This is a genomic window from Pseudomonas sp. NPDC088322, assembly GCF_044740745.1.
Taxonomy (GTDB): Bacteria; Pseudomonadota; Gammaproteobacteria; order Pseudomonadales; family Pseudomonadaceae; genus Aquipseudomonas; species Aquipseudomonas shirazensis.
The window spans coordinates 858,846-884,332 of record NZ_JBIURK010000001.1 but is presented as its reverse complement, the minus strand read 5'-3'; the positions used below and the strand labels follow the sequence as shown (position 1 = coordinate 884,332).

Below are 25,487 nucleotides of genomic sequence, written 5' to 3'. Positions count from 1 at the left end.
AGTATACCCCAGCGTCGGATTACTTGTGACGCGCGCGAACTTCGTCGACGCCGCGGTTGGCCAACTGGTCGGCGCGTTCGTTGCCATGATGGCCGATATGCCCGCGCACCCACTTCCAGGTGACCTTGTGCCGGTTGACCTGCTCGTCTAGCTCGCGCCACAGGTCGGCGTTTTTCACCGGCTCCTTGGCCGCGGTCTTCCAGCCGCGCTTCTTCCAGTTGGCCATCCACTCGTTGATACCTTTCATGACGTACTGCGAGTCGGTGGTCAGCACAACCTCGCATTCACGCTTGAGCGCCTTGAGGCCCTCGATGGCCGCCATCAGCTCCATGCGGTTGTTGGTGGTCTCCAGCTCGCCACCCCAGAGTTCCTTTTCGACGCCCTTGTACACCATCAGCACGCCCCAGCCGCCAGGGCCCGGATTGCCCTTGCAGGCGCCGTCGGTAAACATCTCGATGCTTTCTTCGCTCATGTACTGCCTTAATTCGCTGTAATTTATCGACCCGGATGATGGTCGCGGTTGGCCGGGTCGCGATTGACCTTGGCCAGGGGCAGCGGCAGCAGTTTGCCCATCGGCTCACGCCGGGCCGGTTGCAGTGGCCGCAGGCCGACTACCATCTTGCGCGCTATCAGCAGGTAGACGCCGCCACCTGACATCTGCCAGCCACCGGCTACCCGCTCCCACCCGGTGAGGCGCTGCTGCCAGGCCGGTGAAGCAAGCGGCGGACGATAACAGCCGAAGCGGCGTTTCTCCAGCGCAAAGCCGAGCAGGTTGAGCCAGTCACCGACCCGCGACGGCGGGATGCAACGTGCCTTGCGCAAGGCGCCTTTGCTGAACAGGTGGCGCATGCCCCAACTGCTCCATGGGTTGATACCGACGATCAGCAGATGGCCACCCGGACGCACCGCACTGGCGGCCTGGCGCAGCAGGCCGTGAGGCGACAGGCTGAAGTCCAGCCCGTGCTGCAGCACCACGACGTCCGCCGCATGTTCGGCGAGCGGCCAGGCCTGTTCTTCGCAGACGATTTCAACCCCTGGCAACGGCGCACCGAGGCGCACATTGCGATGCACCTGCTTGGCATGCGGCGGCGCCTCCGCCCCTGGCCCGTAATGCACCAGATATCCACCAAAAAAACGCGCGAGTTCAGTTTCAAGCAACTTTTCTTCTTCGCGCAGCATCAACTGCCCAACAGGGCCTTGAAACCATTCGCGGGCCAGGCTGATCAGCTCGACCCATTCAGGGTCGGCCTGGGCAAAGGCTTGGTCGGTCATTGCGTCTTCCCTCCAAGGTTCTCCCGCCGCACCATCGCGGCTAAGATGCCCTTATGTCCCACGGCAGATGATTCGGATCCGCACATGATACAGATCGATGCACTACCCGCTTTCTCTGATAACTACATCTGGTTGTTACAGGATACTGCCAAACGCCAGTGTGCGGTGGTCGATCCTGGTGACGCCCAACCGGTGCTGGACTGGCTTGAGGCCAACCCAGGCTGGGAGCTGAAGGATATCCTCATCACCCACCATCACCACGATCATGTCGGCGGCGTTGCCAAGCTCAAGCGAGCCACCGGGGCGCGGGTCAGCGGCCCGGCCAGCGAGCAGATCCCAGGCCGTGACCTGGCGCTCGAGGACAATGCCCAGGTCACCGCGCTGGGGCTGACCTTCGAGGTGCTGGCGATGCCCGGGCACACCCTTGGCCACATCGCCTTTTATACCGCACAGACGCCGACACCCGTGCTGTTCAGTGGCGACACGCTGTTTGCCGGCGGTTGCGGCCGTTTGTTCGAGGGCACGCCAGCGCAGATGCACAACTCGCTTGAGCGCCTCGCCGCCCTGCCTGACGCCACCGAGGTCTACTGCGCCCATGAATACACCCTGAGCAACCTGCGCTTCGCCAAGGCCGTCGAGCCGAGCAATTCGGATGTGCTCGCGCGCTTTGAGGAGGTGACCAGACTGCGCGCAGATGAGCGCATAACGCTGCCTTCCAGCATTGGCTTGGAACGCCTCACCAACCCTTTTTTGCGTACCGCAGAAACATCCGTTAAACAAAAAGCAGACGAATGGAAGGGACATTCAAACGAAGGCCAAGCTGCTGTTTTTGCTGCCTTGAGGTCTTGGAAAGACGGCTTCTGATAACCTCAAGATATATCGTAATTGAGGGGCAAAGGTTGACCCGGGCAAAAGCGGTTCCTAGAATCGCCCAACTTTTTCACCCGGATACCTGCCCCAGCCGATGCCTTCCAGTAGCCGCAGAACCTCGCAATCCGTCGCTTTGACGCGCCTCGCACAGATCAGTGCGCTGGCCCTGGCTGCCACTTTGGTGGGCTGCCAGAGCACCCGTCAGGTAGATGAATCCGAAAGCGTTCGCGCGCACAACTATCAGGCCCGGATCAAGCACAAGCCGGCCCCGTTGATCATGGCCAAGCCCAAGCAGCAGGCGCCCCAGGATGTCTGGGAACGCATGCGCCAGGGCTTCGCGCTGCAGGACACCATCGACGTCAATCCGCGCATCGAGCAACAGCGCCTGTGGTTCGCCAGCAACCCGCGTTTCGTTGAAACCGCCGGCGAGCGCGGCAGCCTGTACCTGCATTACATCGTCGAGCGCCTCGAAGAACGTGACATGCCGCTGGAGCTGGCCCTGCTGCCAGCGATCGAGAGCGCCTACAACCCGATGGCGTATTCCCGAGCCCATGCGGCCGGCATGTGGCAGTTCATCCCCTCGACCGGGCGCCACTTCAATCTGCGCCAGACCAACTTCTACGATGGCCGCCGCGACGTCACAGCATCGACCAACGCCGCACTGGATTATCTGAGCCGTCTGCACGACATGTTCAACGGCGACTGGCTGCTGGCCCTGGCGGCCTACAACGCCGGTGAAGGCACCGTCAGCCGCGCTATCGAACGCAACGAAAAACTCGGCCTGCCGACTGATTACTGGAACCTGCCGCTGCCGCAGGAAACCCGCGACTACGTGCCCAAGCTGCTGGCCCTGTCGCAGGTGGTATCAACGCCTGAATCGTATGGCGTCAACCTCAACCCGATCGCCAACGAACCGTACTTTGCCGCCGTCGCCATCAATGACCGCCTCGACCTGTCGCGGGTCGCAGCCTTTGCCGATATCGATGAAGACGAGCTGATCCAGCTCAACCCGGCATTCAAGAAGCGCATGACGGTCGATGGCCCGCAACAACTGCTGGTGCCGACTGCCAAGGCGCAGTTGCTCTCGGCCAGCCTGTCCAACCTGAACCCTGAACAGTTGCTCAGCCTGCAACCACGCAAGGCCGTGTTCGAAGCCGCTGTCGCCGAAGCCAGCGCACCGGCCACGCGCAGCTACCGAGTCAAGCGCGGTGACAACCTGGGCAGCATCGCCAAGGCCAACCGGGTTTCGGTCAAGGATATCCAGCGCTGGAACAAGATCTCCGGCAATCGCCTCAAGGCCGGCCAGGTCCTGGCCATGCGCGGTGGCAATGCGCCCTCTGCAGCCGCCAACCGGGTTGCTTCGGCCAAGCAGCGCTCGACTCAGTACAAGGTCCGCAAGGGCGATTCACTGTACCTGGTGGCCAAGCGTTTCAACGTCGAAATGCAGCACCTCAAGCGCTGGAATCCGCGCAGCGGGCATGCCCTCAAACCAGGCCAGACCCTGACCGTCTACCTCGGCCATTGATCCTCCCGGGGCTGTCACCCAGCCCCGCTTGCAGCCCCCTCTCGCATCACTCTTTTTCCAATCCCGCCAAGCTGTTACTGTAGCCCGACCAAAGCCCAACGCCTTCTGGATCGGATGCCGATTTGATACGTCCCCTCCTGCTGTCCTTCAGCCTGGCCTTGAGCTTCCCCGCCGCCGCCACCGTCAGCGAGAGCCACGGTTACGCGCAGTTCGGCACGCTCAAATACCCAGCCACATTCACCCACTTCGATTGGGTCAACCCGCAAGCGCCCAAGGGCGGAACCTTGCGGGCCATGGCATTTGGCACGTTCGACACGCTCAACCCCTACACCTTCAAAGGGTCGAGCCCGGTCACAACGCCAAACTTCCTGCAATACGGTGTCAGCGAGCTGAACGAGACGCTTATGGTCGGTACGGGGATGTACGATCCGTCCGGCGATGAGCCAACCTCAAGCTACGGCCTGATTGCGCGCTCGGTCGAGTACAGCGAAGACCGCAGCTGGGTGGTGTTCAACCTGCGCCCAGAGGCACGCTTTCACGACGGTAAGCCGATCACCTCGGCGGACGTGGCGTTCTCCTATCGCACCCTGCTCAAGGACGGCCACCCGCTGTACCGCACCAACCTGCAGGAAGTGCAGCGAGTCGACATTCTCGGGCCGTTGCGCATTCGCTTCGTGTTCAAGCGTGCCGGCAACCCGTTGTTGATCCTGCGTCTGGGTGAGATGCCGGTACTGCCCAAGCATTACTGGCAGAAGCGCGACTTCAAGGCCACCACCTTCGAGCCACCGCTGGGCAGCGGGCCCTATCGCATCACCGAGGTGCAGCCGGGGCGGCGCCTGGTATTCAAGCGGGTCAAGGATTACTGGGGCAAGGACCTGGCGGTCAATCGCGGCAAGTACAACTACAACCGCGTCGAATATGAGTTCTACCGCGACGCCACGGTCGCCTTCGAAGCGTTCAAGGCCGGCGAGTTCGACATCTACATCGAACATCAGGCGAAGAACTGGGCCAACAGCTACAACTTCCCTGCAGTGCGCCGTGGCGAGGTGATCAAGGCGCAGATCCCGCACCGCATCCCGACCCAGACCCAAGGGCTGTTCATGAACAGCCGCCGCGCCACGTTCAGCGACCCGCAAGTACGCCAGGCGCTGGGTTTGATGCTGGATTTCGAGTGGACCAACCGCGCCCTGTTCAGCAGCGCCTATCGGCGCTCGACCAGTTATTACCCAAATAGCGAGTTTGCTGCCAGCGGCCTGCCGACCGGCAAGGAGTGGCTGCTGCTGGCGCCGTTCCGCGACGAACTGCCGGCCAAGCTGTACACCGAGCCCTACCAGGTCAGCCATACCGACGGCAGCGGCGTCAGCCGCCAGACCTTGCGCGAGGCCCTTGCCCTGCTGGGCAAAGCCGGCTGGAAGCTGGACGGCCAACGCCTGGTGGACGCCAAGGGCAAGCAGTTCCAGATGGAGTTGTTGCTGGTGAACCCCAATCTAGAACGGATCCTGCAACCTTATGTCGAAAATCTGGCGAGCATTGGCATCGATGCGCGCTTGCGCACGGTAGACCGCGCCCAGTACAAACAACGGCTGGACCAGTTTGATTTCGACATGATCCTGATGACCCTGAACCAGACCCTCAGCCCAGGCCTCGAGCAATGGCTGTACTTCCATTCCAGCCAGGCTTCGACCAAGGGCAGCAAGAACTATGCGGGGGTAAAAGATCCGGTGGTCGACCACCTGCTCGACACCCTGCTCGCTGCCCGCACCCGCGATGACCAGGTCGCCGCCGCGCGTGCGCTGGACCGGGTGCTGTCGTGGCATTACTACATGATCCCCAACTGGTATCTGGACAATCATCGCCTGGCCTACCGCAATCGGTTCGCCTTCGTCACCACGCCGCCCTACACCCTGGGCCTGAACAGCTGGTGGCTCAAGACTTCGGAGAAAGCCAAATGATGCCGCACCGCCTGCGCCAACTGGCCGGCAGCCTGCTGCTAGCCTGCCTGAGCCTTCCCGTGCTGGCTGCCCCGCAGCACGCCTTGACCCTGTATGACGAGCCGCCCAAGTATCCGGCCAGCTTCAAACACTTCGACTACGTCAACCCAGATGCGCCCAAAGGCGGCACCTTCCGCCAGTCCGGCTTTGGCGGTTTCGACAGCCTCAACCCGTTCATCAACAAAGGCGTGGCTGCAGAAAACATCGGCAGCATCTACGACACGCTGATGCGCCAGAGCCTGGACGAGCCGTTTACCGAGTACGGCCTGGTTGCCGGCAAGATAGAGAAGGCCCCGGACAACAGCTGGGTGCGCTTCTACCTGCGCCCGGAAGCACGTTTCCATGACGGCCACCCCATGCGTGCCGATGACGTGGTCTGGACCTTCAACACGTTGGTCAGCCAAGGCGCCCCGCTGTACAAGGTGTACTACGGTGACGTCGCCGAGGTCATTGCCGAAGACCCGCTGAAAGTGCTGTTCAAGTTCAAGCACAAGAACAACCGTGAGTTGCCGCTGATCCTTGGCCAACTGCCGGTACTGCCAAAGCACTGGTACGAAAACCGCGACTTCAACCGTGGCAACCTGGAAATTCCTTTGGGCAGCGGTCCCTACCGGGTTGCCGAGGTCAAGGCCGGTCGTTCGGTGCGTTTCGAGCGGGTCAAGGACTATTGGGCCAAGGACCTGCCGATCAACCGCGGCATGTTCAATTTCGACGTCATGACCTTTGACTATTACCGCGACAGCACCGTTGCCCTTGAAGCGCTCAAGGCCGGCCAGTTCGACTACAACCTGGAGATGGCGGCAAAGAACTGGGCAAACGCCTACAACGTGCCCGCCGTACGCGAAGGCCGCCTGATCAAGGAAGAGCTGCCCAACGGCAACCCGACCGGTATGCAGGGCTTTGTCTTCAACCTGCGCAAGCCAATGTTCCAGGACGTGCGCGTGCGCAAGGCGCTGAGCCTGCTGCTCGACTACGAGTGGACCAACAAGCAGCTGTTCAACGGTGCCTACACTCGCACCAGCAGTTACTTCGAGAACTCCGACATGGCGGCCACGCAGCCGGCCACGCCGGATGAACTGAAAATCCTCGAGCCGCTGCGCGGCAAGATTCCCGAGCAGGCCTTTACCGAGGTGTTCAAGAACCCGGTCAGCGACGGCAGCGGCATGATCCGCGAGCAGCAACGTCAGGCCTACAAGCTGCTGCAGGAAGCGGGCTGGAAAATCGTCGACGACAAGATGGTCGACGCCCAGGGCAAGCCGGTGGTGATCGAGTTTCTGCTCGCACAGACGGAGTTTGAACGCGTGCTGTTGCCGTTCAAACGCAACCTGGCAGACCTCGGCATCGAGCTGACCCTGCGCCGGGTCGAGGTGCCGCAGTACATCAACCGTCTGCGCTCGCGCGACTTCGACATGATCGTCAGCGGCTTCCCCCAGTCCAGCTCGCCGGGTAACGAACAGCGCGAGTTCTGGACTTCGGGCGCCGCCGACAACCCCGGTAGCCGCAACTTCATAGGCCTGCGCGACCCGGCCATTGACCAACTGGTCGAGCAACTGATCAACGCCGACTCACGTCAGAGCCTGATCAACCACGCCCGCGCCCTCGACCGCGTGTTGCAGTGGGGCTACTACGTGATCCCCAACTGGCACATCAAGACCTGGCGGGTGGCCTACTGGAACCACATCGGCCACCCCAAGGTCTCGCCCAAGTACGATGTCGGCATCGACACCTGGTGGATCAAGCCTGATGTGAAACCGGCCGTGACCACGCAGCCTGCGCCAGAGACCACGCCGAGCGAGGCCAACTGACATGCTCGCCTATATCCTGCGGCGCTTGCTGCTGATCATCCCGACCCTGTTCGGCATCCTGGTGATCAACTTCATCATCGTCCAGGCCGCGCCCGGCGGCCCGGTCGAGCAGATGATCGCCAAACTCGAAGGCTTTGACGGCGCCACCAGCCGCATCGCCGGCGGCGGCGCCGAAGTCTCGGTGGCCGGTTCCAACTACCGCGGCGCACAGGGCCTGGACCCGGCGCTGATCGCTGAAATCGAACACATGTATGGCTTCGACAAGTCCGCCCCGGAGCGCTTGTGGATCATGGTCAAGAACTATGCCCAGCTCGACTTCGGCGACAGCTTCTTTCGTGATGCCAAGGTCATCGACCTAATTGCCGAAAAGATGCCGGTGTCGATCTCGCTCGGGCTGTGGAGCACGCTGATCATGTACTTGGTGTCGATCCCGCTGGGGATCGCCAAGGCGGTGCGCCACGGCAGCCACTTCGATGTCTGGACCAGCTCGGCGATCGTGGTCGGCTATGCCATCCCGGCGTTTCTGTTCGCCATTCTGCTGATCGTGCTGTTCGCCGGCGGCAGTTACTTCGACTGGTTCCCGTTACGCGGGCTGACCTCGAACAACTTCGACGAGCTGTCCACCACTGGCAAGATCCTCGATTACTTCTGGCACCTGGTGCTGCCGATCACTGCACTGGTGATCGGCAACTTCGCCACCATGACCCTGCTGACCAAAAACAGCTTCCTCGATGAGATCAACAAGCAGTATGTGGTCACCGCCAAAGCCAAAGGCCTGAGCCGGCAGCGGGTGCTCTACGGGCATGTGTTCCGTAACGCCATGCTGCTGGTGATCGCCGGCTTCCCTTCGGCATTCATCGGCATCTTCTTCACCGGCTCGTTGCTGATCGAGGTGATCTTCTCCCTCGACGGCCTTGGCCTGATGAGTTTCGAAGCGGCGATCAACCGCGATTATCCGGTGGTCTTCGGCACCCTGTTCATCTTCACCCTGCTCGGGCTGGTGGTGAAACTGATCGGCGACCTGACCTACACCCTGGTCGATCCGCGCATCGACTTCGCCAGCCGGGAGAATTGACCAATGGCCCTGTCCCCGCTCAATCGACGGCGCTTCGAGCGCTTCAAGGCCAACCGCCGAGGCTGGTGGTCGCTGTGGCTGTTCCTGATCCTGTTCGGCCTGAGCATTGGCGCCGAGCTGATCGCCAACGACAAACCGATTGCCGTGCGCTACGACGGCGAGTGGTACTTCCCGGCGTTCAAGCGCTACCCCGAGACCACCTTTGGCGGTGAATTCCCGCTCGAAGCCAACTACAAGAGCCCTTACATCCGCGATCTTCTGGAGAAGAAAGACAGCTTTGTGCTGTGGGCGCCGATCCCGTTCAGCTACCAGAGCATCAACTACGACTTGAAGGTGCCAGCACCCGCGCCGCCCTCGGCAGACAACTGGCTGGGCACCGATGACCAGGGCCGCGATGTCATGGCGCGGGTGATCTACGGCTTCCGCGTTTCGGTATTGTTTGCCCTGACCCTGACCATCCTCAGCTCGATCATCGGCGTGATTGCCGGGGCTCTGCAGGGCTTTTATGGTGGCTGGGTCGACCTTGCCGGCCAGCGCTTCCTGGAGATCTGGTCAGGCTTGCCGGTGCTTTACCTGCTGATCATTCTGGCCAGTTTCGTCCAGCCCAACTTCTGGTGGCTGCTGGGGATCATGTTGCTGTTCTCGTGGATGAGCCTGGTCGATGTAGTCCGCGCCGAATTCCTGCGTGGGCGTAACCTGGAGTATGTGCGCGCGGCGCGCGCCCTGGGTATGCGCAACGGCGCGATCATGTACCGGCACATTCTGCCCAACGCAATGATCTCGACCATGACCTTCATGCCGTTCATCCTCACCGGCGCCATCGGTACCCTGACCGCGCTGGACTTCCTCGGCTTTGGCCTGCCCGCCGGTTCACCGTCGTTGGGTGAGCTGGTTGCCCAGGGCAAATCCAACCTGCAGGCACCATGGCTGGGCATCAGTGCCTTCGCCGTGCTGGCCGTGATGCTCAGCCTGCTGGTGTTTATCGGCGAATCCGCCCGCGACGCCTTCGACCCGAGGAAATGACATGAGCGAACCTAACCTGATCGAAGTCCGTGATCTTGCGGTCGAGTTCCTCAGCGGTGACCAGGTCAACCGCGTTGTCGATGGCATCAGTTTCGACATCCGCAAGGGCGAGACCCTGGCCCTGGTCGGCGAGAGCGGCTCGGGCAAGTCGGTCACTGCCCACTCGATCCTGCGCCTGTTGCCCTACCCACTTGCGCGCCACCCCAGTGGCAGCATCGAGTATGGCGGCAAGGACATGCTCAAGCTTGGCGAAAAGCCAATGCAGCGCATCCGTGGCAACCGCATCGCAATGATCTTCCAGGAGCCGATGACCTCGCTCAACCCGCTGCACTGTATCGAGAAGCAGATCAACGAGATCCTGCTCCTGCACAAGGGTTTAACCGGCAAGCAGGCGACGGCGCGCACCTTGGAACTGCTCGACCTGGTCGGCATCCCTGAACCGCACAAGCGCCTCAAGGCGCTGCCGCATGAGCTGTCCGGCGGCCAGCGCCAGCGGGTGATGATTGCCATGGCCCTGGCCAACGAGCCGGAACTGCTGATCGCCGATGAACCGACCACTGCGCTCGACGTCACCGTACAGCTGAAGATTCTTGATCTGCTCAAAGAGCTGCAGGCACGACTGGGCATGGCCCTGCTGCTGATCAGCCATGACCTCAACCTGGTAAGGCGCATCGCCCACCGTGTTTGCGTGATGCAGCAAGGCAAGATCGTCGAGCAGGCCGAGTGCACGACGCTGTTCACCGCCCCGCAGCATCCCTATACGCAGATGTTGATCAACGCCGAACCCAGCGGCCAGCCTGCGGCCAACCCGCTTGGGGCGCCGCTGCTGGAGGTGGATGATCTGCGCGTCTGGTTCCCGATCAAGAAAGGCCTGCTGCGGCGTACGGTAGACCACGTCAAGGCAGTCGACGGGATCAATTTCAGCCTGCCCCAAGGGCAGACCCTGGGCATCGTTGGCGAAAGCGGCTCGGGCAAATCGACCTTGGGCCTGGCGATCCTGCGGCTGATCTCGAGCCAGGGCGACATCCGTTTTCACGGGCAAAACCTGCAGGGCATGAACCAGCAGGAGGTACGGCCGCTGCGGCGAGAAATGCAGGTGGTGTTTCAGGACCCGTTCGGCAGCCTCAGCCCGCGCATGAGTGTCGCCGATATCGTCGGCGAAGGCCTGCGCATTCATCGCATCGGCACCGCCCAGGAGCAAGAGGCGGCGATCATTGCCGCGCTGCAGGAAGTAGGCCTCGATCCGGCCACCCGCCACCGCTATCCCCATGAGTTCTCCGGGGGCCAGCGTCAACGCATCGCCATCGCTCGCGCGCTGGTGCTCAAACCGGCGTTGATTCTGCTCGACGAGCCAACCTCTGCGCTTGACCGCACCGTGCAGCGGCAGGTAGTGGAGCTGTTGCGTTCGTTGCAGCTCAAATACAACCTGACCTACCTGTTCATCAGTCATGACCTAGCGGTGGTCAAAGCGCTGAGTCATCAGCTGATGGTGATCAAACAGGGGCAGGTGGTGGAACAAGGTGACGCGCGGGAAATCTTCCATGCGCCGCAGCATCCCTACACCCGGCAGCTGCTGGAAGCGGCGTTTCTGGAGGTCGAGCCGGCTGCCTGATGGCGTGCCGGCGCTACCGGTCACACTTTCACGGGTGTGACTGACCGGCAATCTGCGATGAGAATCGGCCGACCGCTGTAACCACTTCCTGCGCACCCGACTGAATTTCAGTGATGACATGGCCGGCCTGGCTGGCCAGCGCCAAGCCGATTTCAGCCTGATGCGTGCTTTCACCCATGCTGACCACTGCGGCCTCTACAAGGGTGTTGTTCTTCTGCACCACTTCTACGATTTCCTGAGTGGCGGCACTGGTGCGGCCGGCCAGCTTCCTCACCTCATCGGCCACCACGGCAAAACCCCGACCTTGCTCGCCTGCGCGCGCGGCTTCGATAGCCGCGTTGAGGGCGAGCAGGTTGGTCTGCTGGGCAATGCCGCCGATGGTGGAAACAATCGATGTGATCAACTGCGACTGCTGCCCCAGCGCCTCGACCCCGGCGGAGGCCGTGGAGACCTGCGAGACGATACGGTTCATCGTCTCGACGGTATCCTTTACGGCCACCGCCCCCCTTCTCGCCGAGTCATCGGTTTTGCGAGAAACGTCATAGGCAACCCCAGCGGCCGCGCTGACTTCCTGCTCATGCTTGACCTGCTCGCTGATATCGACCGCGAATTTGACGATCTTGTAGAGCTGGCCACGGGTGTCGCGCACCGGGTTGTAGGATGCTTCCAGCCAGAGCTCGCGCCCTGACTTGTCAAAGCGCAGGAAGCGCTCGGCGACGAACTGCCCCTCGTTGAGGCTACGCCATAGCTGCTCGTAGGCAGGCGAATTGACATAGTTGGGGTCACAGAAAATACGGTGATGTTTGCCCACGATCTCTGCCAGCGAATAGTTCACCGTCCTCAAGAAGTTGTCGTTGGCAGCAACGATAGTACCGTCCAGCTCAAACTCGATGACCGCGGTCGAGCGGTACAGCGCCTTGATGAACTCGTCGTTTTCACGCGCTTTATCGATGCTCGCGGTGACATCGGTGCCGTAGGCCGACATATGGGTGACTGCACCCGCTGCTGACTTGACCGGGCACCAGGCCGCTCTCATCCAGACCATCCTGCCGTCGGCGGTGATATAGCGATACTCGTCGCTGACCCCGGTGCCAGTGCTCATGGCCTGCTGAAAATCCTTGAAGCATGGCAACTCTTTGACATAGCTGGGCGCGATGCTAGCCAGCGATTGCCCAAGCAATTGCGACTGTTCACGCCCAACCCATCGAGCAAAGTTGCGATTGACCGCGGTGATCAGCAGGTTCCGATCAACCGTTATTTCCAGCATCTCGTGAGTTCTTGCGGCCTGCGCGCGCTGCAGCGCGTCTATTTCGTCCTGCAGTCGCTGTAGCTGGTTTTTTAGCTTTGAATTGAACATGGTGTTCTCGGTGGTTAGCGACGCGGCCGAAATGGCAGGAGGTTGTCGACAATCTTGCAGGTGCAGCTATGAGATTGAACATCGTCCTTGTCAGGTCATCGGCACGCAGCAGTCCTTCTGCAGCCAGGTTTCAAGTTCTGCGGGCGGCATCGGCTTCGCGTAAAAATAGCCCTGGCCCTGCTCACAGCCCCAGCCACTCAACAAATGGTGGTGCAGGTCGGTCTCGATACCTTCGGCCACCACCGTCAGGCGTAGGTCGCGCAGCAGGCTGACCAGCCCGCGAATGATGTGCCAATCGTTGTTGCCCGGCTGCAGGTTGGCCAGCAGCGAGCGATCAAGCTTGACGCTGGTGGCCGGGATGATGCGCAGGTACACCCAGTTGCTGTAGCCGCTGCCGAAGTCATCGATGCCAATCGCCACCCCGAGTGTGCGAAAACGCTGAAGCTGTTGCTGCACCTGGTCGAAGTCAGTGACCAGAGCGCTTTCGGTAAACTCAAGCTCGATGCGCCGCGGGTCCACGCCGAACTCGCCCAGCGTACGGCTCAGGTACTCGAACAGGTGCCCATCGGCGAGATCCAGCGCGGAGATGTTCAGCGACACGGTCATCTGCAGCCCCTGCGCCCGCCACCTGCGCATTTGCTGACAGACATGCCAGATCACCCACCGGGTGATGCCGCGAATCGAAGCAGTGGTTTCAGCCAATGGGATGAATTCAGCCGGGCTGATTTCGCCCATGGTCGGATGCTTCCAGCGCAACAGCGCTTCTACTGCCACGCAGCGTTTGCTGTTGAGATCAACCCTTGGCTGATAGACCAGACGAAGTTGGTCGGCAGCTACCAGCGCCGGTTCCAGAGCGATGAGCAAGGCCGTACTGCGGCGCTGGCTGGTATCGACCAGCGGGTCATAGACCAGCCAGCGTCGCTCGCTACGGCGCGCCGCATCGGTCATGCTCGCCATCAAACGCAGGGTATCCAGCGATGCATCGGTGTCTGCATCCGGCTCGAGCACGCTCATGCCGACATCGGCGAACACCGGCACATTGCCGCTGTGCAACGGCCCACTCAGCGCCGCAACGATAGCGTCAAGCCTGGCCGGCGATGAGGCCACGTCATTGCATTCGATCAGGGTCAGAAAACCCAGCGTGCTCGGGCGGTACAGGCGCGACCCCGGCGGCAGGGCTGCCAGCAAGGCCTCTTTCACGGCCAGCATGAAGCTTGCGAAAAACTCGATGCCCAGTGCCTTCACCAGGCGGTCCATGCCGGCTGCTGAAATAGGCTCGATGAACACTGCGACCTGGCCAGCGACGCTGGCGCAGTCGGCGAAGTCGGCTTCGAAACGGCGCCGGTTGGGCAAGCCGGTCATACTGTCGTAGAAATATTGATCATGGATCGACTGCAACCGCGATACAACAATCTGCGCCGCGCTGCGCAACAGCGCCTGGTCGCGCTCGGACAACGACGGACGTGCCGCCTGGTCGATGATGCACAGCCGCCCCAGGTTCAGTCCTGGCTTGATCACCAGCGGTGCGCCAGCGTAGTAGCGAATGTAGGGGTCACCCTGCACCAGCGGGTTATCGACAGTGCGCGCATCGGTCAAGGCGTCGCAGATTTCCAGTACAGTATCCTGCTCAAGTTCAAGGGCGCAGAACGACATCTCTCTGGGCGTGCGCTCGGCGACCATGCCTACCCGCGCCTTGAACACTTGATAGTTGCGGTCGATGATGCTGACCAGCGCGGTAGGCACTTGAAAATGGGCACAGAGCATCGCCACGACACTGTTCAGCACCGGGTCCGAGCCACTGACCAGGTTGGACGTCAGCCGATCGACCTCGGCCAGACGCAACCGCTCATCGTGCATAATTGACGAATTACCCACCGTAACTCCTGTAGCACTATCCAAAAGACTTACCTATGAGGCACATTGCCAGCTTAGTCAGCCCGAGCGCGCGAGGACAATCAAACCTCGCACCGGCCGACCGTAAAAAAAACTATTGGACGACCAGGCGTAACTAGCCTATCAGTCCGGGAAAGCGCCTAAAGCAGTGCTTTAGCGCTATATACGCCCTGTACCTGCATGCCTGGCTACCACTGTTCGGAGTGTTTTTTGACCCGTTTGCCTAGATTGACCGCCGCTGCCCTGCTGCGCCTGGAGCGCAAGCAGCTCTCGCCTGCATTGCGCTATCTGGGCACCGTAGTGGTGGTCGTGGCGTGCGCTTTCGCGCGAGCGCAACTGCCCGCTACAGCCTTGCCCTACCTGTTCTTCATTCCGGGGCTGATGTTCATCGGCTTCTGGTTCGGCGCGGGGCCAGCGGTACTGGGATGCATCATGGCGGTGCTGACGGCACAATATTTCTTCATCGGGCCGGTCGGCTTTGGCGCCGACTGGACCGACTGGATCAACAGCCTGAGTTTTGGCCTGGTGACGTTGGCAATGGCAGTGGTGTGCGCGCTGTTTCGGCGCAGCATCAGGGCACTGGACCGGCTCAATCAAAACCTTGAGGACGAAGTCGAGCGGCGTACCGATGAGCGCGATGACATCTGGAAACTGTCACCCGACCTGATCTGCACCTTGTCGGCACAGGGTGAAGTGCTGGCGATGAACCCGGCCTGGCAGGCCGAGACCGGCTGGACCGAGCAGCAGCTCAAAGATGGCGCGTTCTACAGCTATATTTCGCCTGCGCAATTATCCGACTCCGTGCGCAACCTGCATGATCGGCAGATTGCCGAGCTCGACACGCAAAGCGTACGCAACAACGGCCAGCCTCTGCTGCTGAACTGGCGTATCACCGGCAGCCAGGGTCGGTTTTTTGCCGTGGCCCGCGATGTCACATTGTACCGCGAGCGCCAGCTGGCCTTCGATCAAGTCCGTTCGCAGCTGCAGCAGAGTCAGAAAATGGAGTCGCTGGGGCAACTGACCGGAGGCTTAGCCCATGACTTCAACAACCTCTTGACGATCATCAGCGGTAGCCAGGACATGATCGAACAACGCATCGCCCAAGGCCGCCTGGCAGGGATCGAGCGCTATGTCACCCTCGCCCGAAACGCCACGCAACGAGCCAGTTCACTGACCCATCGGCTGCTGGCGTATGCCAGAAAACAGCCTTTGGTTGCAGCTAGCGTCGATCCGGCGGTGTTGATAAAGAACATGGAAGAGTTGATTGCACGCACGCTGACGCCGCTGATCAACATCGAACTGCTCGCCCCTGGCGCACCCACGCTGTGCCACTGCGATGCCCACCAACTCGAGAACGCCCTGCTCAACCTGTGCATCAACGCGCGTGACGCAATGCCTCAAGGCGGCAGGCTGCGAATCGAGGTCAGTACGCTGGCGGTGACCGACCCGGGCACTCTGCATGTGCAGGCGGGTGACTATGTACGGATCTGCGTGGCGGACACCGGTATGGGCATGCCGGCGAGCATTGTCGAGCGCGCGCTGGAGCCGTTTTTCACCACCAAACCGCTGGGCTCCGGGACCGGGCTGGGGCTGTCGATGGTCGAGGACTTCGCACGCCAGGCCGGCGGGGCTGTTCGTATTGAGTCAGAGCTGGGCAAAGGCACCGCGGTGTGCCTGTTCCTGCCGGTCTACCAAGGCAGCGCCCGTGTAGCGGAAAAGCAGCAGGCAGACCTGCTGCAAGCAACGCCTGGCGGCAGCCGCGGATCGGCAATGGTTATCGACGACGAAGCCGCTATTCGTGAGCTGGTTGCGGAAACGCTTCACGAGGCAGGTTTTGAAGTGGCTGAAATGCCCAGCGCTGATCAGGTCGTGCAGCGTATCGCCGAGTTGCCTGATCTGAAGCTGATCGTTACTGACCTGATCTTGCCCGGCGGCAGCAGTGGTCACAAAATCGCCGAAGCCGCCTGGGCAGTACGGCCAACACTCAAGGTGCTGTTCATCTCAGGCTGCGTCGATACCGCGAACGGCAGCGCTGAGCGGCAGGATCAGTCGCAGTTGCTGGCCAAACCGTTCACCATCGAGCAGCTTAGGGCCAGCGTTGAGGATTTGCTCAACTCACCGGCTGGCGCTTAGCCTGTTCGCAGCTGTCGAGCTAGCGAAACCTTGCGAGAGGCGTGGTTGACGGCCGCTTTGGGCACCTGGCGTTTGCAGGGCGCAGCCGATGCCGGCAGGCATGATTGTCTGCGCAGTGGTCGCCTGTGTCGAGCGCTCGACGCCTGGCTTTGCCTGGAGCAGCCGGCACCAATCGCGCTCACCCGTGACAACATAGCGCATCAAGACACTTTTACAGGCCCAGCCAAATGCGGCTTAATGCGCGCCTACTTTTCTGGTAACGCCGATGCGGTCACGCCTGCACCCTTACCTCTTGCTACTCGCCTGTTGCGCAGTGTTGTTCAACCTGCTGGCGATGCCGCTCGACCGTGCCCTGCGTGAGCCCGCCCTGGATGAATCGCTGATCTTCGGCAGCTTCTGCAGCCTGCATGGCGGGCAGAGTTTGCCCAAATCGGTGCTGGCGCAACTCAAGCTGGAGTTGCCAGACTTCTCCGGGCACGGCGAGATCAAGCCCCAGGCCGGTGATTGCTGCTGTGGCCATACCGGCCAAGCGGCGCTGCCAGGCGCCTACTTCAAACACCTGTTGCCGCGCTTCTGGCCAGACGCCCTGTTGCTCGGCCAGCGCCCGGAGTTGCCGCTGCCGCGCCAGCAGTGGCCGAACCTCACCCCACGCGCCCCGCCGCTGACCTGAATCGTCGCCAAGCAAATGATCGTGCGCGCGAACTGCGCAGCACAGTCGTCTCCGGCTTTTCTGTCAGGAACCTTTATTCATGCCTGCGTACCTTCGTACTGCACGTAGCGTCGTGCCCGTGCTTGCCATTACCTGTGCCGCCACGCTCTGCCCACTGTCCCAAGCCATTGCTCAGGCTGTGCCTGCCGACAATTCCACCCTGACCCTCGGCGCCGTTACCGTCTCCGGCACCGGTAGCGGGCCGCTGGCGACCAGCAGTGTGCTCAGTTCAGTAGATATTCTTGGCGGCGACATTCTCGAGAAGATGCCCGTTGCCTACAGCTGGGAGCTGTTCAACCGTGCACCGGGCGTGATGCTCACCGGTTTCAACCAAGGCACCACCTCGGGCAAGTTGTCGTTTCGCGGCTTCAATGGGGAAGGCGAAGTCAACGCCGTAAAGCTGCTGATCGACGGCATCCCGAGCAATACCAATGACGGCAACATGCCCTTCATCGACTCGGTGTTCCCGCTGGACATCGACAGCGTCGAGGTCGTGCGCGGTACCAGCGATCCGCGCTATGGCCTCAACAACATCGCCGGCAACGTCAATATCAATACCCGCAGTGGCGGCAACTACAACAAGGCACGCCTGCGCTACGGCAGCTTCAACACCCGTGAAGTGCAACTGGCCAAGGGCATCGAAACCAGTAACTGGACGCAGAACTACTTCTTCGCCCGCCAGCAGGTCGACGGCTATCGCGAGCATGCAGATACCGAGCGCTACAGCTTCAGCGGCAAGTGGTTCTATACCCCCGACGACGGCAGCTACCGTCTCGGCCTTAGCGCCCGCCATTACGAAGCCGACGCACAGGAAGCGGGTTACTTGAGCGAAGCCGATGCCCGCCAGCACCCGCGCATGAGCAACGACTTCAACGCCAGCGACAAAGGCACCCGGCGCATGAACCAGCTCAGCGTGCACTTCGACACCGACCTGGCCGAGACCCTCGCTTGGTCGGCCAAGACCTACCTGAATACCTTCGATGATCGGCGCTGGACCCAGTACTGGCGCACCAGCGCGCAGCAAGAGCGCGATGCCTATGAAACCCAGTACGGCGCCCTCACCTCGCTGACCTGGCGGCCAGAAGTAGATTGGCTGCACGGCTTTGCCCTGGAAGGCGGCAGCGACGTGCAGAAGCAGGACAACCGCAGCGAGCGCTATCGCACCGTCCAGCGCGTACGCCAGGCACAGACCCGCGACCAGGCCTTCGATTTCAACACGGTCGGCGCTTACGTACAGGCCGAGATCGAACCGATCGAGTCGCTGAAGATCGTGCCGGCCTATCGCGTCGACAAGATCAGCGGCGACTTCACCAACCAACTCACCGGGCAAACCTCCGACATCAACGACTACGGGCTGATCAAGCAACCCAAGCTCAGTGTGGTCTATTCGCCCTGGCAGTATGCCAGCGTCTACGCCAACTGGGGCCGCACGTTCCAGGTCGGCAGCGGCGCTGCAGCCTACAAGGTGCCGCCGCGCAATGAAGACCTGCAACCGTCGATCAACGAAGGCTGGGAAACCGGCATAAAGTTCACCCCCGCCAGCTGGGTTGATGGCCGCGTCGCCTACTGGCGCCAGGACGCCACCGGCGAAGTCAGCCGCCGCCTCAACGACCCCAGCGGGGAGTCCGACAACGTCGGTGAGACGCGGCGCTGGGGTTACGACCTGCAGGTCAACCTGCACCCGGACGAACGTACCGAAGTGTGGGCTTCGTATTCATGGCAATACTCGAAAATCCTCGAGCCGAGTAGCGCCTTGCCACAGAGTAAAGGCAAGGAAATTGACCATGTTCCGCATCATTTGTGGAATACCGGTATCAGTTACCAGGCGACGCAAGCATTGCAGTTGACTGCGTGGATGAATGGGCAGACCAACTACTATCTTGAGCGGGAAAACACTCAAGGTACGTATGGCGGTTATGTGTTGATGAATATCGGAGCGACTTACACGTTCACCGAGACGTTGAGCGTTGACCTGCAGCTCAAGAACCTCACCGACCGTTATTACGAATATGCCTGGTATGACCCGGATGGGGCTAAAGACTCACTGCACTCGCCTGGTGATGGGCGAGCGTTGTATGCGGGGTTGACGGTCGACTTCTAGGCTGCACATCTTCGCCACAATTGAATCGGAATGCTCGGGACCGCATGCAAATGCGGTTCACGAGTATCCACAACTCGTATTACTCAATCGCGATCAAGCGCCGAAGCGGTGTTGCAAAGTACGGGCTTACGGCACCAACAACCGATACCCCACCCCAGGCTCAGTCACGATAAACCGTGGCGCAGTAGGGTCATCGCCCAGCTTCTGCCGCACATGCGCAACCACGATCCGCAGGTAGTGCGTATCGTCGACGTGGCTCGGCCCCCAGATATCCTTGAGCAGTTGCTGCTGGGTGATCACTCGCCCGGGGTGCCCGGCCAGTTGCGCCAACAGTGCGTACTCCTTGCGGGTCAGCGCTATTTCGCTGCCATCGAGGGTCACGCGGCGGTAGGCGAAGTCCACCAGCAGCGGCCCGAAGCTGGCACTGGCCAGCGCGGCGCTACCCTGTGGCACCTGGCGCAACAGGGCGCGAATGCGGGCGAGAAACTCCTGAATGCCGAACGGTTTGGTGACGTAGTCGTTGGCGCCGCCATCCAGGGCATCGACCTTTTGCAGCTCGCTGGCCCGCACCGACAGCACCATCACCGGCACCGAGCTCCACTCGCGCAATTCGCGCAGCACCTGCTGGCCATCCATGTCTGGCAGGCCGAGGTCGAGCACGATCAGGTCGGGTTTGGCCAAGGCCGCCTGGGCCAGGCCTTCGCCGCCGGTGGCGGCTTCGATGACCTTGTAGCCTTGCGAGCTCAGGCTGATGCGCAGGAACTTGCGAATCTGCGGTTCGTCGTCGATGACCAGCAAGGTGGCAGTTTGGCTCATGAGTCCTGGCTTTCGGCGGTGGGCTGAGGTGGCAATGGCAAGCATAGTGTGATGCAGGTGCCGTGGCCATCGATGCCGTCAGCCACCTGGATGCTGCCGCCGTGGGCGCCGATCATGCCCTGGCAGATGGCCAGGCCGAGGCCTGTGCCCTGCCCGCCGCGGTCGCCGCGGGCGGCGGTGTAGAACATGTCGAAGATCTTTTCGCGTTCAGCTTCGGGGATGCCGGGGCCTTGATCGCTGACGGCCAGGCACAGCTGCTCATCACGCACGTCGACCTGCAGTTGCAGGCGGCCAGCTGGGGGTGAAAAGCGCGCGGCGTTTTCCAGCACGTTGACCAGCGCCTGTTCGATCAAGGCAGCGTGCACGAACAGCAGCGGCAGCTCGCTCGGCACATCGGTGCTGACCCGCAGCGGCGCCAGCACCGCGCGCAGACGCTGCAGGGCGCTGGCGACGATATCGGCCGGGGCCACCCAGTCACGCGCAAGCTTGAGACTGCCGTGACCGAGGCGGGTCATGTCGAGCAGATTCTGGATGTAGCGGTCGAGGCGCTCGGCTTCATCGCGGGTGCCTTCGAGCAATTCGCGGCGGTCGTCGGGCGGGATCGCATCGCCGAGCGCAAGCAGGCTATCGATGCCGCCGCGCATAGCGGTCAGCGGTGTGCGCAGGTCGTGTGACACCGAGGCCAGCAAGGCGCTGCGCAGCTGTTCGGTTTCGCCGTGCAGCCGCGCAGCTTCGAGTTGTTCGCCGAGGCGCGCACGGGCCAGAGCCTGCGCCAGCGGCTGGGCCAGCGCCATCAGCAGGCGTCGGCGCTGGGCTGTGAGGGCCGCGTTGTCACGTGGGCGTACGCCGAGCAGGGCCAGCGGTTGCTCATCGACCAACAGCGGCCACCACCACCAGCGACCATTGGGCAAGGTGTCGCTGCCGTGGCCAGCGGCCTGGCCGTGCTGCCAGGCCCAGTCAGCGGCAGCGCGCTCGGTGTCGCTCAAGTCGGGCAACTGGCCGTTGGCAGCTTGCAGCAGGCCTTCGCTACCTCGCTCGAGCAGACATACGTGCAGATCCTGCCAGCCGTCGAGGTGCTGGCTGGCGGCGCTGAATACTGCCTGGCGGTCGGTGGCGACGGTGAGCTTGCGTGACAGGTCGAGCAGTTGACTGGTCTGCGCCTGGGTCTCGCGCAAGGCCTGCAACTGGCGCCGCTGGCGCGCGGCGAGGTTGCCGGTGAGCGCGGCCATCAGCAGGAAGAACACCAGCGTCAGCACATCCTCTTCGCGCTGAATGCTCAGAGAGAAGTTGGGCGGGATGAACAGAAAGTCATAGCTGACAAACGACAGCACCGCGCACGCCAGCGCCGGGCCGAGGCTGCTGCGCACCGCCACCAGCAGCACGGCGGCGAGAAATACCAGCGAGATATTCGGCAACGCCAGCACGCTGGACACCGCCCAGGCCAGCCCTGCGGCAAGCGCAGTGGCGAGCAGCGCCAGCAGATAGTGCCGCCAGATCCACACCCGCTTCGCCGCCGTGCGCGGTGCGGGTGGCTGCGCCTCGCGGTCGAGCACGTTGATTTCCAGGCCGTGGTTTTCGCGCAGCAGCCGCGCAGCGACACCGGCACCGAACAGGCGCCGGCGCAGACGATCACGCGACTGCCCCACCAGCACCAGGCTGGCACGGCGCTCGGCGGCATGCTGGAGCAAGGTCCTCGCGACTTCGCCGGCGCGCAACAGCACTACCTCGCCGCCCAGCCGCTCAGCCAGTTGCTGCGCGCTTTGCAGACGCTGGCGGGCGCTTTCGTCGCGCAGCTTGCCGTTGTCGACATGCACCAGGCTCCACGGCAAATGCCGGCGCTGGGCCACGCGGCAGGCGTGGCGGACCAGCCGCTCGGCTTGCTGATCGCCGTCGACGCCGACCAGCAAGCGACCACGCAGGGCCGGCGCTTCCTGGCCAAGCTGGCGATAGCCGTGGGCCAGGTCGGCATCCACCTGCGCCGCGGCGGTGTGCATGGCCAGCTCCCGCAGGGCACTGAGGTTGGTCTGCGAGAAGAACGCATCGATGGCGGCGCGGGCCTGCTCGGGCACGTAGACCTTACCTTCGCGCAGGCGCTGCAGCAGTTCGCGCGGTGGCAGGTCGATCAGCACCAGTTCGAAGGCTTCCTGCAGCACCCAGTCGGGCAGGGTTTCGCGGACCTGCACACCGGTGATGTCGCGAACCTTGTCGTTAAGGCTTTCAAGATGCTGCACGTTGACCGTGGTGTAGACATCGATGCCGGCCGCGAGCAGCTCCTGCACATCCTGCCAGCGCTTGGCATGGCGGCTGTTGGGGGCGTTGCTGTGGGCCAGTTCGTCGACCAGAGCCAGCTCGGGACTGGCGCGCAGCAAGCCGTCGAGGTCCATTTCCTCAAGAGTGACTCCCCGGTATTGGCTGCGCAGCAGCGGCTGCTGGAGCAAGCCGCCGAGCAGCGCCTCGGTCTCGGCCCGGCCGTGGGTTTCGACCACCCCGGCCACCACCTGCACCCCTTGGCGCTGCTGGGCGTGGGCGGCCTGGAGCATGGCGTAGGTCTTGCCCACGCCGGGCGCTGCACCGAGAAATACCTTGAGCCGGCCACGCCCGGCGCGCGGCAGGTTGGCCAACAGCGCGTCGGCGCGGGCAGAGTCACTCATGTTTCATCCTTCACAGTTGCGGTGATCAGCACAGCGGGTCAATTGCTCCAGCGCCTGATTCAGCGCCAGCACGTTGACCACCGGTGGGCCGATCAATGGCTGCAGGGTGGCCTCTTCGATCAGCCCTTGCAAGCGCTCTACCGGCAGTTTGCGCGCCGCCGCCACTCTGGGGATCTGATACGCCAGCGCTTGCGGCGACAGGTGCGGGTCGAGACCGCTGGCCGAGGTGGTCAGCAGGGCTTGCGGTACCGGTCCCAACTCGGCGCGATACAGCGTGCCTGCGTCTGCCTTGACTCGCTCGGCCAGAGCCGGATTGCTCGGCGCCAGATTGCTCGCGCCACTGGCCACGGTGGCATACGCCGCCGCAGACGGACGTGGGTGGAACCAGCCATCGCCAGTGAACGGTTGGGCGATCAGCGCCGAGCCGCGCACCTGGCCCTGCTCGTCGTGCACCAGGCTGCCGTTGGCCTGCGTGGGGAAGGCCACTTGCGCAACCGCCGTCACCGCCAGCGGATAAAGCGCGCCGGTGATCACTGTCATCAATACAACCAGGCTCAGGGCCGGGCGAAGGTAAGTAGTCATAACGGCCTCCTCAGACCAGGTGCAGGGCATTGAGCAGCATGTCGATCAGCTTGATCCCGGCAAACGGCACGATCAGGCCGCCGACACCGTAGATCAGCAAATTGCGCCGTAGCAGATGGGCGGCACTCGCTGCCTGCACCCTCACCCCACGCAGTGCCAAGGGGATCAGCGCGACAATGATCAGCGCGTTGAACACGATCGCCGAGAGGATCGCGCTCTGCGGGCTGGCCAGCTGCATCAGGTTGAGCACGCCCAGTTGCGGGTAAATCGCGGCAAACAGCGCCGGCAGGATGGCGAAGTACTTGGCCACGTCGTTGGCGATCGAGAAGGTGGTCAACGCACCGCGGGTGACCAGCAACTCCTTGCCGACCTGGACCACGTCGAGCAGCTTGGTCGGGTCGCTGTCGAGGTCGACCATGTTGGCCGCCTCACGCGCGGCCTGGGTGCCGTCGTTCATGGCCATGCCGACATCGGCCTGGGCCAGCGCCGGCGCATCGTTGGCACCGTCGCCGCACATGGCGACCAAGCGGCCGTCGTTTTGCTCTTGGCGAATGCGCGCCAGCTTTTTCTCCGGGGTGGCTTCGGCCAGTACATCATCGACGCCGGCCTCGGCGGCGATGGCAGCAGCGGTCAGCGGGTTGTCGCCGGTCACCATCACCGTGCGGATGCCAAGCTTGCGCAGTTCGGCGAAGCGCTCGCGGATGCCTGGCTTGACCACGTCCTTGAGGTGGATCACGCCGAGCAGGCGCTGGTCGACGCACACCAGCAGCGGCGTGCCGCCACTCTGGGCAATGCGCTCGACTTCCTTGGCCAGCGCCGATGGCATCTGCAAGCGCTCGATACCGACAAAGCCCAGCACCGCATCGACGGCGCCCTTGCGGTAGCGGCGCTGCTCGAAGTCGACGCCCGACAACCGTGTCTCGGCGCTGAACGCCACCGGGCTGAATTGATCGGCGCCCGGCTCGTTGAAGTCGTGCAACTGGCGCAGGTATTCGACAATCGACTTGCCCTCGGCGGTGTCGTCGGCAAGCGACGCCAGCAAGGCGCCCTCGCCCAGCTCCTTGGCCGTTACCGCCGGCGCTGTGTGCAGCGCGCTGCAGCGGCGGTTGCCGAAGGTGATGGTGCCGGTCTTGTCGAGCATCAGCGTATGCACGTCACCGGCCGCCTCCACTGCTCGCCCGGAGCGAGCAATCACGTTGAGCCGCACCAGCCGGTCCATGCCGGCGATGCCGATAGCCGAAAGCAGGCCACCAATGGTGGTCGGGATCAGCGTCACCAGCAGCGCGGCGAGGAAGATCAACGGCAGGCTGCCGCCGGCAAAGCGGGCGAAAGGCTGCAAGGTCACCACTACGATCAAGAAGATCAGGGTCAGGCCGATCAGCAGGATGTCGAGGGCAATCTCGTTCGGGGTCTTCTGTCGCTTGGCGCCTTCGACCAGGGCGATCATGCGGTCCAGGGTCGATTCGCCCGGGTTGCTGGTGATGCGTATGAGCAGCCAGTCGGAGACCAGCCGGGTGTTGCCGGTGACGGCGGAGCGGTCCCCACCGGACTCGCGGATGACCGGCGCCGATTCGCCAGTGATGGCCGCCTCATTGACCGCCGCGATGCCTTCGAGCACCTCGCCGTCGCCAGGAATCAGCTCGCCGGCCACCACCTTGACCACATCGTCTTTGCGTAGCGCGCTGGCGGCAACCGTTTCGAAGCTGCCATCGCCACGCCGGCGCTGCGCATTCAAGCCCTGGCTGCCGGCCTTGAGGCTGTCGGCGCGTGCCTTGCCGCGACCCTCGGCCAGCGCTTCGGCAAAGTTGGCGAACAGCACGGTGAACCACAGCCACAGCGCGATCTGGATCGCTACCGCAGTGCTGACACCGCTCTCTGGCGCAAAACACAGCGCCGTAGTCAGCAGCGCCGTCAGCGCCACCACCAGCATCACCGGGGAACGCTTGAGCTGACGCGGGTCGAGCTTGACCAGCGCCTGTATCAGGGCGGGCCGCCACAGTGCGGCGAAGCGGGTCTGATCAGTGCCAGGGCGTGGCGCCTGGACTTGAGCAATAGGCATGTTCATGTTGATT

At 62.6% G+C, this 25,487-nt stretch carries 18 protein-coding genes; 10 read left to right on the top strand and 8 right to left on the bottom strand.

What is annotated here, in order from left to right:
* Window positions 1-19 precede the first annotated feature (19 nt).
* Window positions 20-472, bottom strand: a complete 453-nt coding sequence (rnhA, locus tag ACIOAU_RS04055; RefSeq protein WP_101318230.1) for a ribonuclease HI — start codon at window positions 470-472, stop codon at window positions 20-22.
* Between the two features lie 23 nt (window positions 473-495).
* The gene (locus ACIOAU_RS04050) at window positions 496-1,272 is read right to left on the bottom strand and encodes a class I SAM-dependent methyltransferase (RefSeq protein ID WP_101318228.1); all 777 of its coding nucleotides are present in this window, start codon (window positions 1,270-1,272) and stop codon (window positions 496-498) included.
* Between the two features lie 84 nt (window positions 1,273-1,356).
* Here ACIOAU_RS04050 and gloB point away from each other — a divergent pair, with 84 nt between their 5' ends.
* The 7 genes from gloB to ACIOAU_RS04015 all read left to right on the top strand — a co-directional run bounded on the left by gloB (window position 1,357) and on the right by ACIOAU_RS04015 (window position 11,173).
* The gene (gloB, locus tag ACIOAU_RS04045; protein WP_150569670.1) at window positions 1,357-2,136 is read left to right on the top strand and encodes a hydroxyacylglutathione hydrolase; all 780 of its coding nucleotides are present in this window, start codon (window positions 1,357-1,359) and stop codon (window positions 2,134-2,136) included.
* A gap of 100 nt (window positions 2,137-2,236) precedes the next feature.
* Window positions 2,237-3,667 carry a lytic transglycosylase domain-containing protein gene (locus ACIOAU_RS04040; RefSeq protein ID WP_101318225.1) on the top strand — a complete coding sequence of 477 codons (1,431 nt, stop codon included), beginning with the start codon at window positions 2,237-2,239 and terminating at the stop codon, window positions 3,665-3,667.
* Between the two features lie 122 nt (window positions 3,668-3,789).
* Window positions 3,790-5,619 (top strand): extracellular solute-binding protein, encoded by a 1,830-nt coding sequence (locus ACIOAU_RS04035; RefSeq protein WP_150569672.1) that lies wholly within the window; start codon window positions 3,790-3,792, stop codon window positions 5,617-5,619.
* Window positions 5,616-7,463, top strand: a complete 1,848-nt coding sequence (locus ACIOAU_RS04030) for an extracellular solute-binding protein (RefSeq protein ID WP_401180095.1) — start codon at window positions 5,616-5,618, stop codon at window positions 7,461-7,463. The genes ACIOAU_RS04035 and ACIOAU_RS04030 overlap by 4 nt, the downstream gene beginning before the upstream one ends.
* A gap of 1 nt (window position 7,464) precedes the next feature.
* Window positions 7,465-8,538, top strand: coding sequence for a microcin C ABC transporter permease YejB (locus ACIOAU_RS04025; RefSeq protein ID WP_101318219.1), 1,074 nt, complete (start codon window positions 7,465-7,467; stop codon window positions 8,536-8,538).
* Between the two features lie 3 nt (window positions 8,539-8,541).
* Complete coding sequence (locus tag ACIOAU_RS04020) at window positions 8,542-9,561, top strand: ABC transporter permease (protein ID WP_401180092.1); 1,020 nt, start codon at window positions 8,542-8,544, stop codon at window positions 9,559-9,561.
* A gap of 1 nt (window position 9,562) precedes the next feature.
* A complete protein-coding gene (locus ACIOAU_RS04015; protein ID WP_101318214.1) occupies window positions 9,563-11,173 on the top strand; it encodes an ABC transporter ATP-binding protein in 1,611 nt (536 codons plus the stop codon).
* 28 nt (window positions 11,174-11,201) lie between these two features.
* Here the strand turns inward: ACIOAU_RS04015 and ACIOAU_RS04010 are convergent, their stop codons facing one another.
* Window positions 11,202-12,530, bottom strand: a complete 1,329-nt coding sequence (locus tag ACIOAU_RS04010; RefSeq protein ID WP_310504241.1) for a PAS domain-containing methyl-accepting chemotaxis protein — start codon at window positions 12,528-12,530, stop codon at window positions 11,202-11,204.
* A gap of 90 nt (window positions 12,531-12,620) precedes the next feature.
* Window positions 12,621-14,405, bottom strand: coding sequence for a GGDEF and EAL domain-containing protein (locus ACIOAU_RS04005; RefSeq protein WP_224785559.1), 1,785 nt, complete (start codon window positions 14,403-14,405; stop codon window positions 12,621-12,623).
* Window positions 14,406-14,633: 228 nt separating this feature from the next.
* On the opposite strand from ACIOAU_RS04005, the gene ACIOAU_RS04000 reads away from it, so the two are divergent.
* The 3 genes from ACIOAU_RS04000 to ACIOAU_RS03990 all read left to right on the top strand — a co-directional run bounded on the left by ACIOAU_RS04000 (window position 14,634) and on the right by ACIOAU_RS03990 (window position 19,366).
* Window positions 14,634-16,556 (top strand): ATP-binding protein, encoded by a 1,923-nt coding sequence (locus ACIOAU_RS04000; protein WP_401180088.1) that lies wholly within the window; start codon window positions 14,634-14,636, stop codon window positions 16,554-16,556.
* Window positions 16,557-16,821: 265 nt separating this feature from the next.
* Complete coding sequence (locus ACIOAU_RS03995) at window positions 16,822-17,226, top strand: DUF2946 family protein (RefSeq protein WP_150573066.1); 405 nt, start codon at window positions 16,822-16,824, stop codon at window positions 17,224-17,226.
* Window positions 17,227-17,305: 79 nt separating this feature from the next.
* Window positions 17,306-19,366 carry a TonB-dependent receptor gene (locus ACIOAU_RS03990; protein WP_150569678.1) on the top strand — a complete coding sequence of 687 codons (2,061 nt, stop codon included), beginning with the start codon at window positions 17,306-17,308 and terminating at the stop codon, window positions 19,364-19,366.
* A gap of 126 nt (window positions 19,367-19,492) precedes the next feature.
* On the opposite strand, the gene ACIOAU_RS03985 is transcribed toward ACIOAU_RS03990, so the two are convergent.
* Genes ACIOAU_RS03985 through kdpB form a run of 4 tightly spaced genes read right to left on the bottom strand, consistent with a single transcriptional unit; the run spans window position 19,493 to window position 25,480 of the window.
* Complete coding sequence (locus ACIOAU_RS03985; protein WP_188035676.1) at window positions 19,493-20,182, bottom strand: response regulator; 690 nt, start codon at window positions 20,180-20,182, stop codon at window positions 19,493-19,495.
* Window positions 20,179-22,833 carry a DUF4118 domain-containing protein gene (locus ACIOAU_RS03980; RefSeq protein ID WP_401180083.1) on the bottom strand — a complete coding sequence of 885 codons (2,655 nt, stop codon included), beginning with the start codon at window positions 22,831-22,833 and terminating at the stop codon, window positions 20,179-20,181. The genes ACIOAU_RS03985 and ACIOAU_RS03980 overlap by 4 nt, the downstream gene beginning before the upstream one ends.
* 3 nt (window positions 22,834-22,836) lie before the next feature.
* Window positions 22,837-23,415, bottom strand: coding sequence for a potassium-transporting ATPase subunit KdpC (kdpC, locus tag ACIOAU_RS03975; protein ID WP_150569681.1), 579 nt, complete (start codon window positions 23,413-23,415; stop codon window positions 22,837-22,839).
* 10 nt (window positions 23,416-23,425) lie between these two features.
* The gene (gene kdpB, locus ACIOAU_RS03970; RefSeq protein WP_401180079.1) at window positions 23,426-25,480 is read right to left on the bottom strand and encodes a potassium-transporting ATPase subunit KdpB; all 2,055 of its coding nucleotides are present in this window, start codon (window positions 25,478-25,480) and stop codon (window positions 23,426-23,428) included.
* Between the last annotated feature and the right edge of the window lie 7 nt (window positions 25,481-25,487).

What these genes read in the sequence shown, in the direction of transcription:
- gloB (WP_150569670.1), top strand. Translation starts at nt 1,357, where the DNA reads ATGATACAGATCGATGCACTACCCGCTTTCTCTGATAACTACATCTGG.
- rnhA (WP_101318230.1), bottom strand. Translation starts at nt 472, where the DNA reads ATGAGCGAAGAAAGCATCGAGATGTTTACCGACGGCGCCTGCAAGGGC.
- ACIOAU_RS03990 (WP_150569678.1), top strand. Translation starts at nt 17,306, where the DNA reads ATGCCTGCGTACCTTCGTACTGCACGTAGCGTCGTGCCCGTGCTTGCC.
- ACIOAU_RS04050 (WP_101318228.1), bottom strand. Translation starts at nt 1,272, where the DNA reads ATGACCGACCAAGCCTTTGCCCAGGCCGACCCTGAATGGGTCGAGCTG.
- ACIOAU_RS03995 (WP_150573066.1), top strand. Translation starts at nt 16,822, where the DNA reads ATGCGGTCACGCCTGCACCCTTACCTCTTGCTACTCGCCTGTTGCGCA.
- ACIOAU_RS04030 (WP_401180095.1), top strand. Translation starts at nt 5,616, where the DNA reads ATGATGCCGCACCGCCTGCGCCAACTGGCCGGCAGCCTGCTGCTAGCC.
- ACIOAU_RS04040 (WP_101318225.1), top strand. Translation starts at nt 2,237, where the DNA reads ATGCCTTCCAGTAGCCGCAGAACCTCGCAATCCGTCGCTTTGACGCGC.
- ACIOAU_RS03980 (WP_401180083.1), bottom strand. Translation starts at nt 22,833, where the DNA reads ATGAGTGACTCTGCCCGCGCCGACGCGCTGTTGGCCAACCTGCCGCGC.
- ACIOAU_RS04025 (WP_101318219.1), top strand. Translation starts at nt 7,465, where the DNA reads ATGCTCGCCTATATCCTGCGGCGCTTGCTGCTGATCATCCCGACCCTG.
- ACIOAU_RS04020 (WP_401180092.1), top strand. Translation starts at nt 8,542, where the DNA reads ATGGCCCTGTCCCCGCTCAATCGACGGCGCTTCGAGCGCTTCAAGGCC.
- kdpB (WP_401180079.1), bottom strand. Translation starts at nt 25,480, where the DNA reads ATGAACATGCCTATTGCTCAAGTCCAGGCGCCACGCCCTGGCACTGAT.
- kdpC (WP_150569681.1), bottom strand. Translation starts at nt 23,415, where the DNA reads ATGACTACTTACCTTCGCCCGGCCCTGAGCCTGGTTGTATTGATGACA.
- ACIOAU_RS04010 (WP_310504241.1), bottom strand. Translation starts at nt 12,530, where the DNA reads ATGTTCAATTCAAAGCTAAAAAACCAGCTACAGCGACTGCAGGACGAA.
- ACIOAU_RS03985 (WP_188035676.1), bottom strand. Translation starts at nt 20,182, where the DNA reads ATGAGCCAAACTGCCACCTTGCTGGTCATCGACGACGAACCGCAGATT.
- ACIOAU_RS04015 (WP_101318214.1), top strand. Translation starts at nt 9,563, where the DNA reads ATGAGCGAACCTAACCTGATCGAAGTCCGTGATCTTGCGGTCGAGTTC.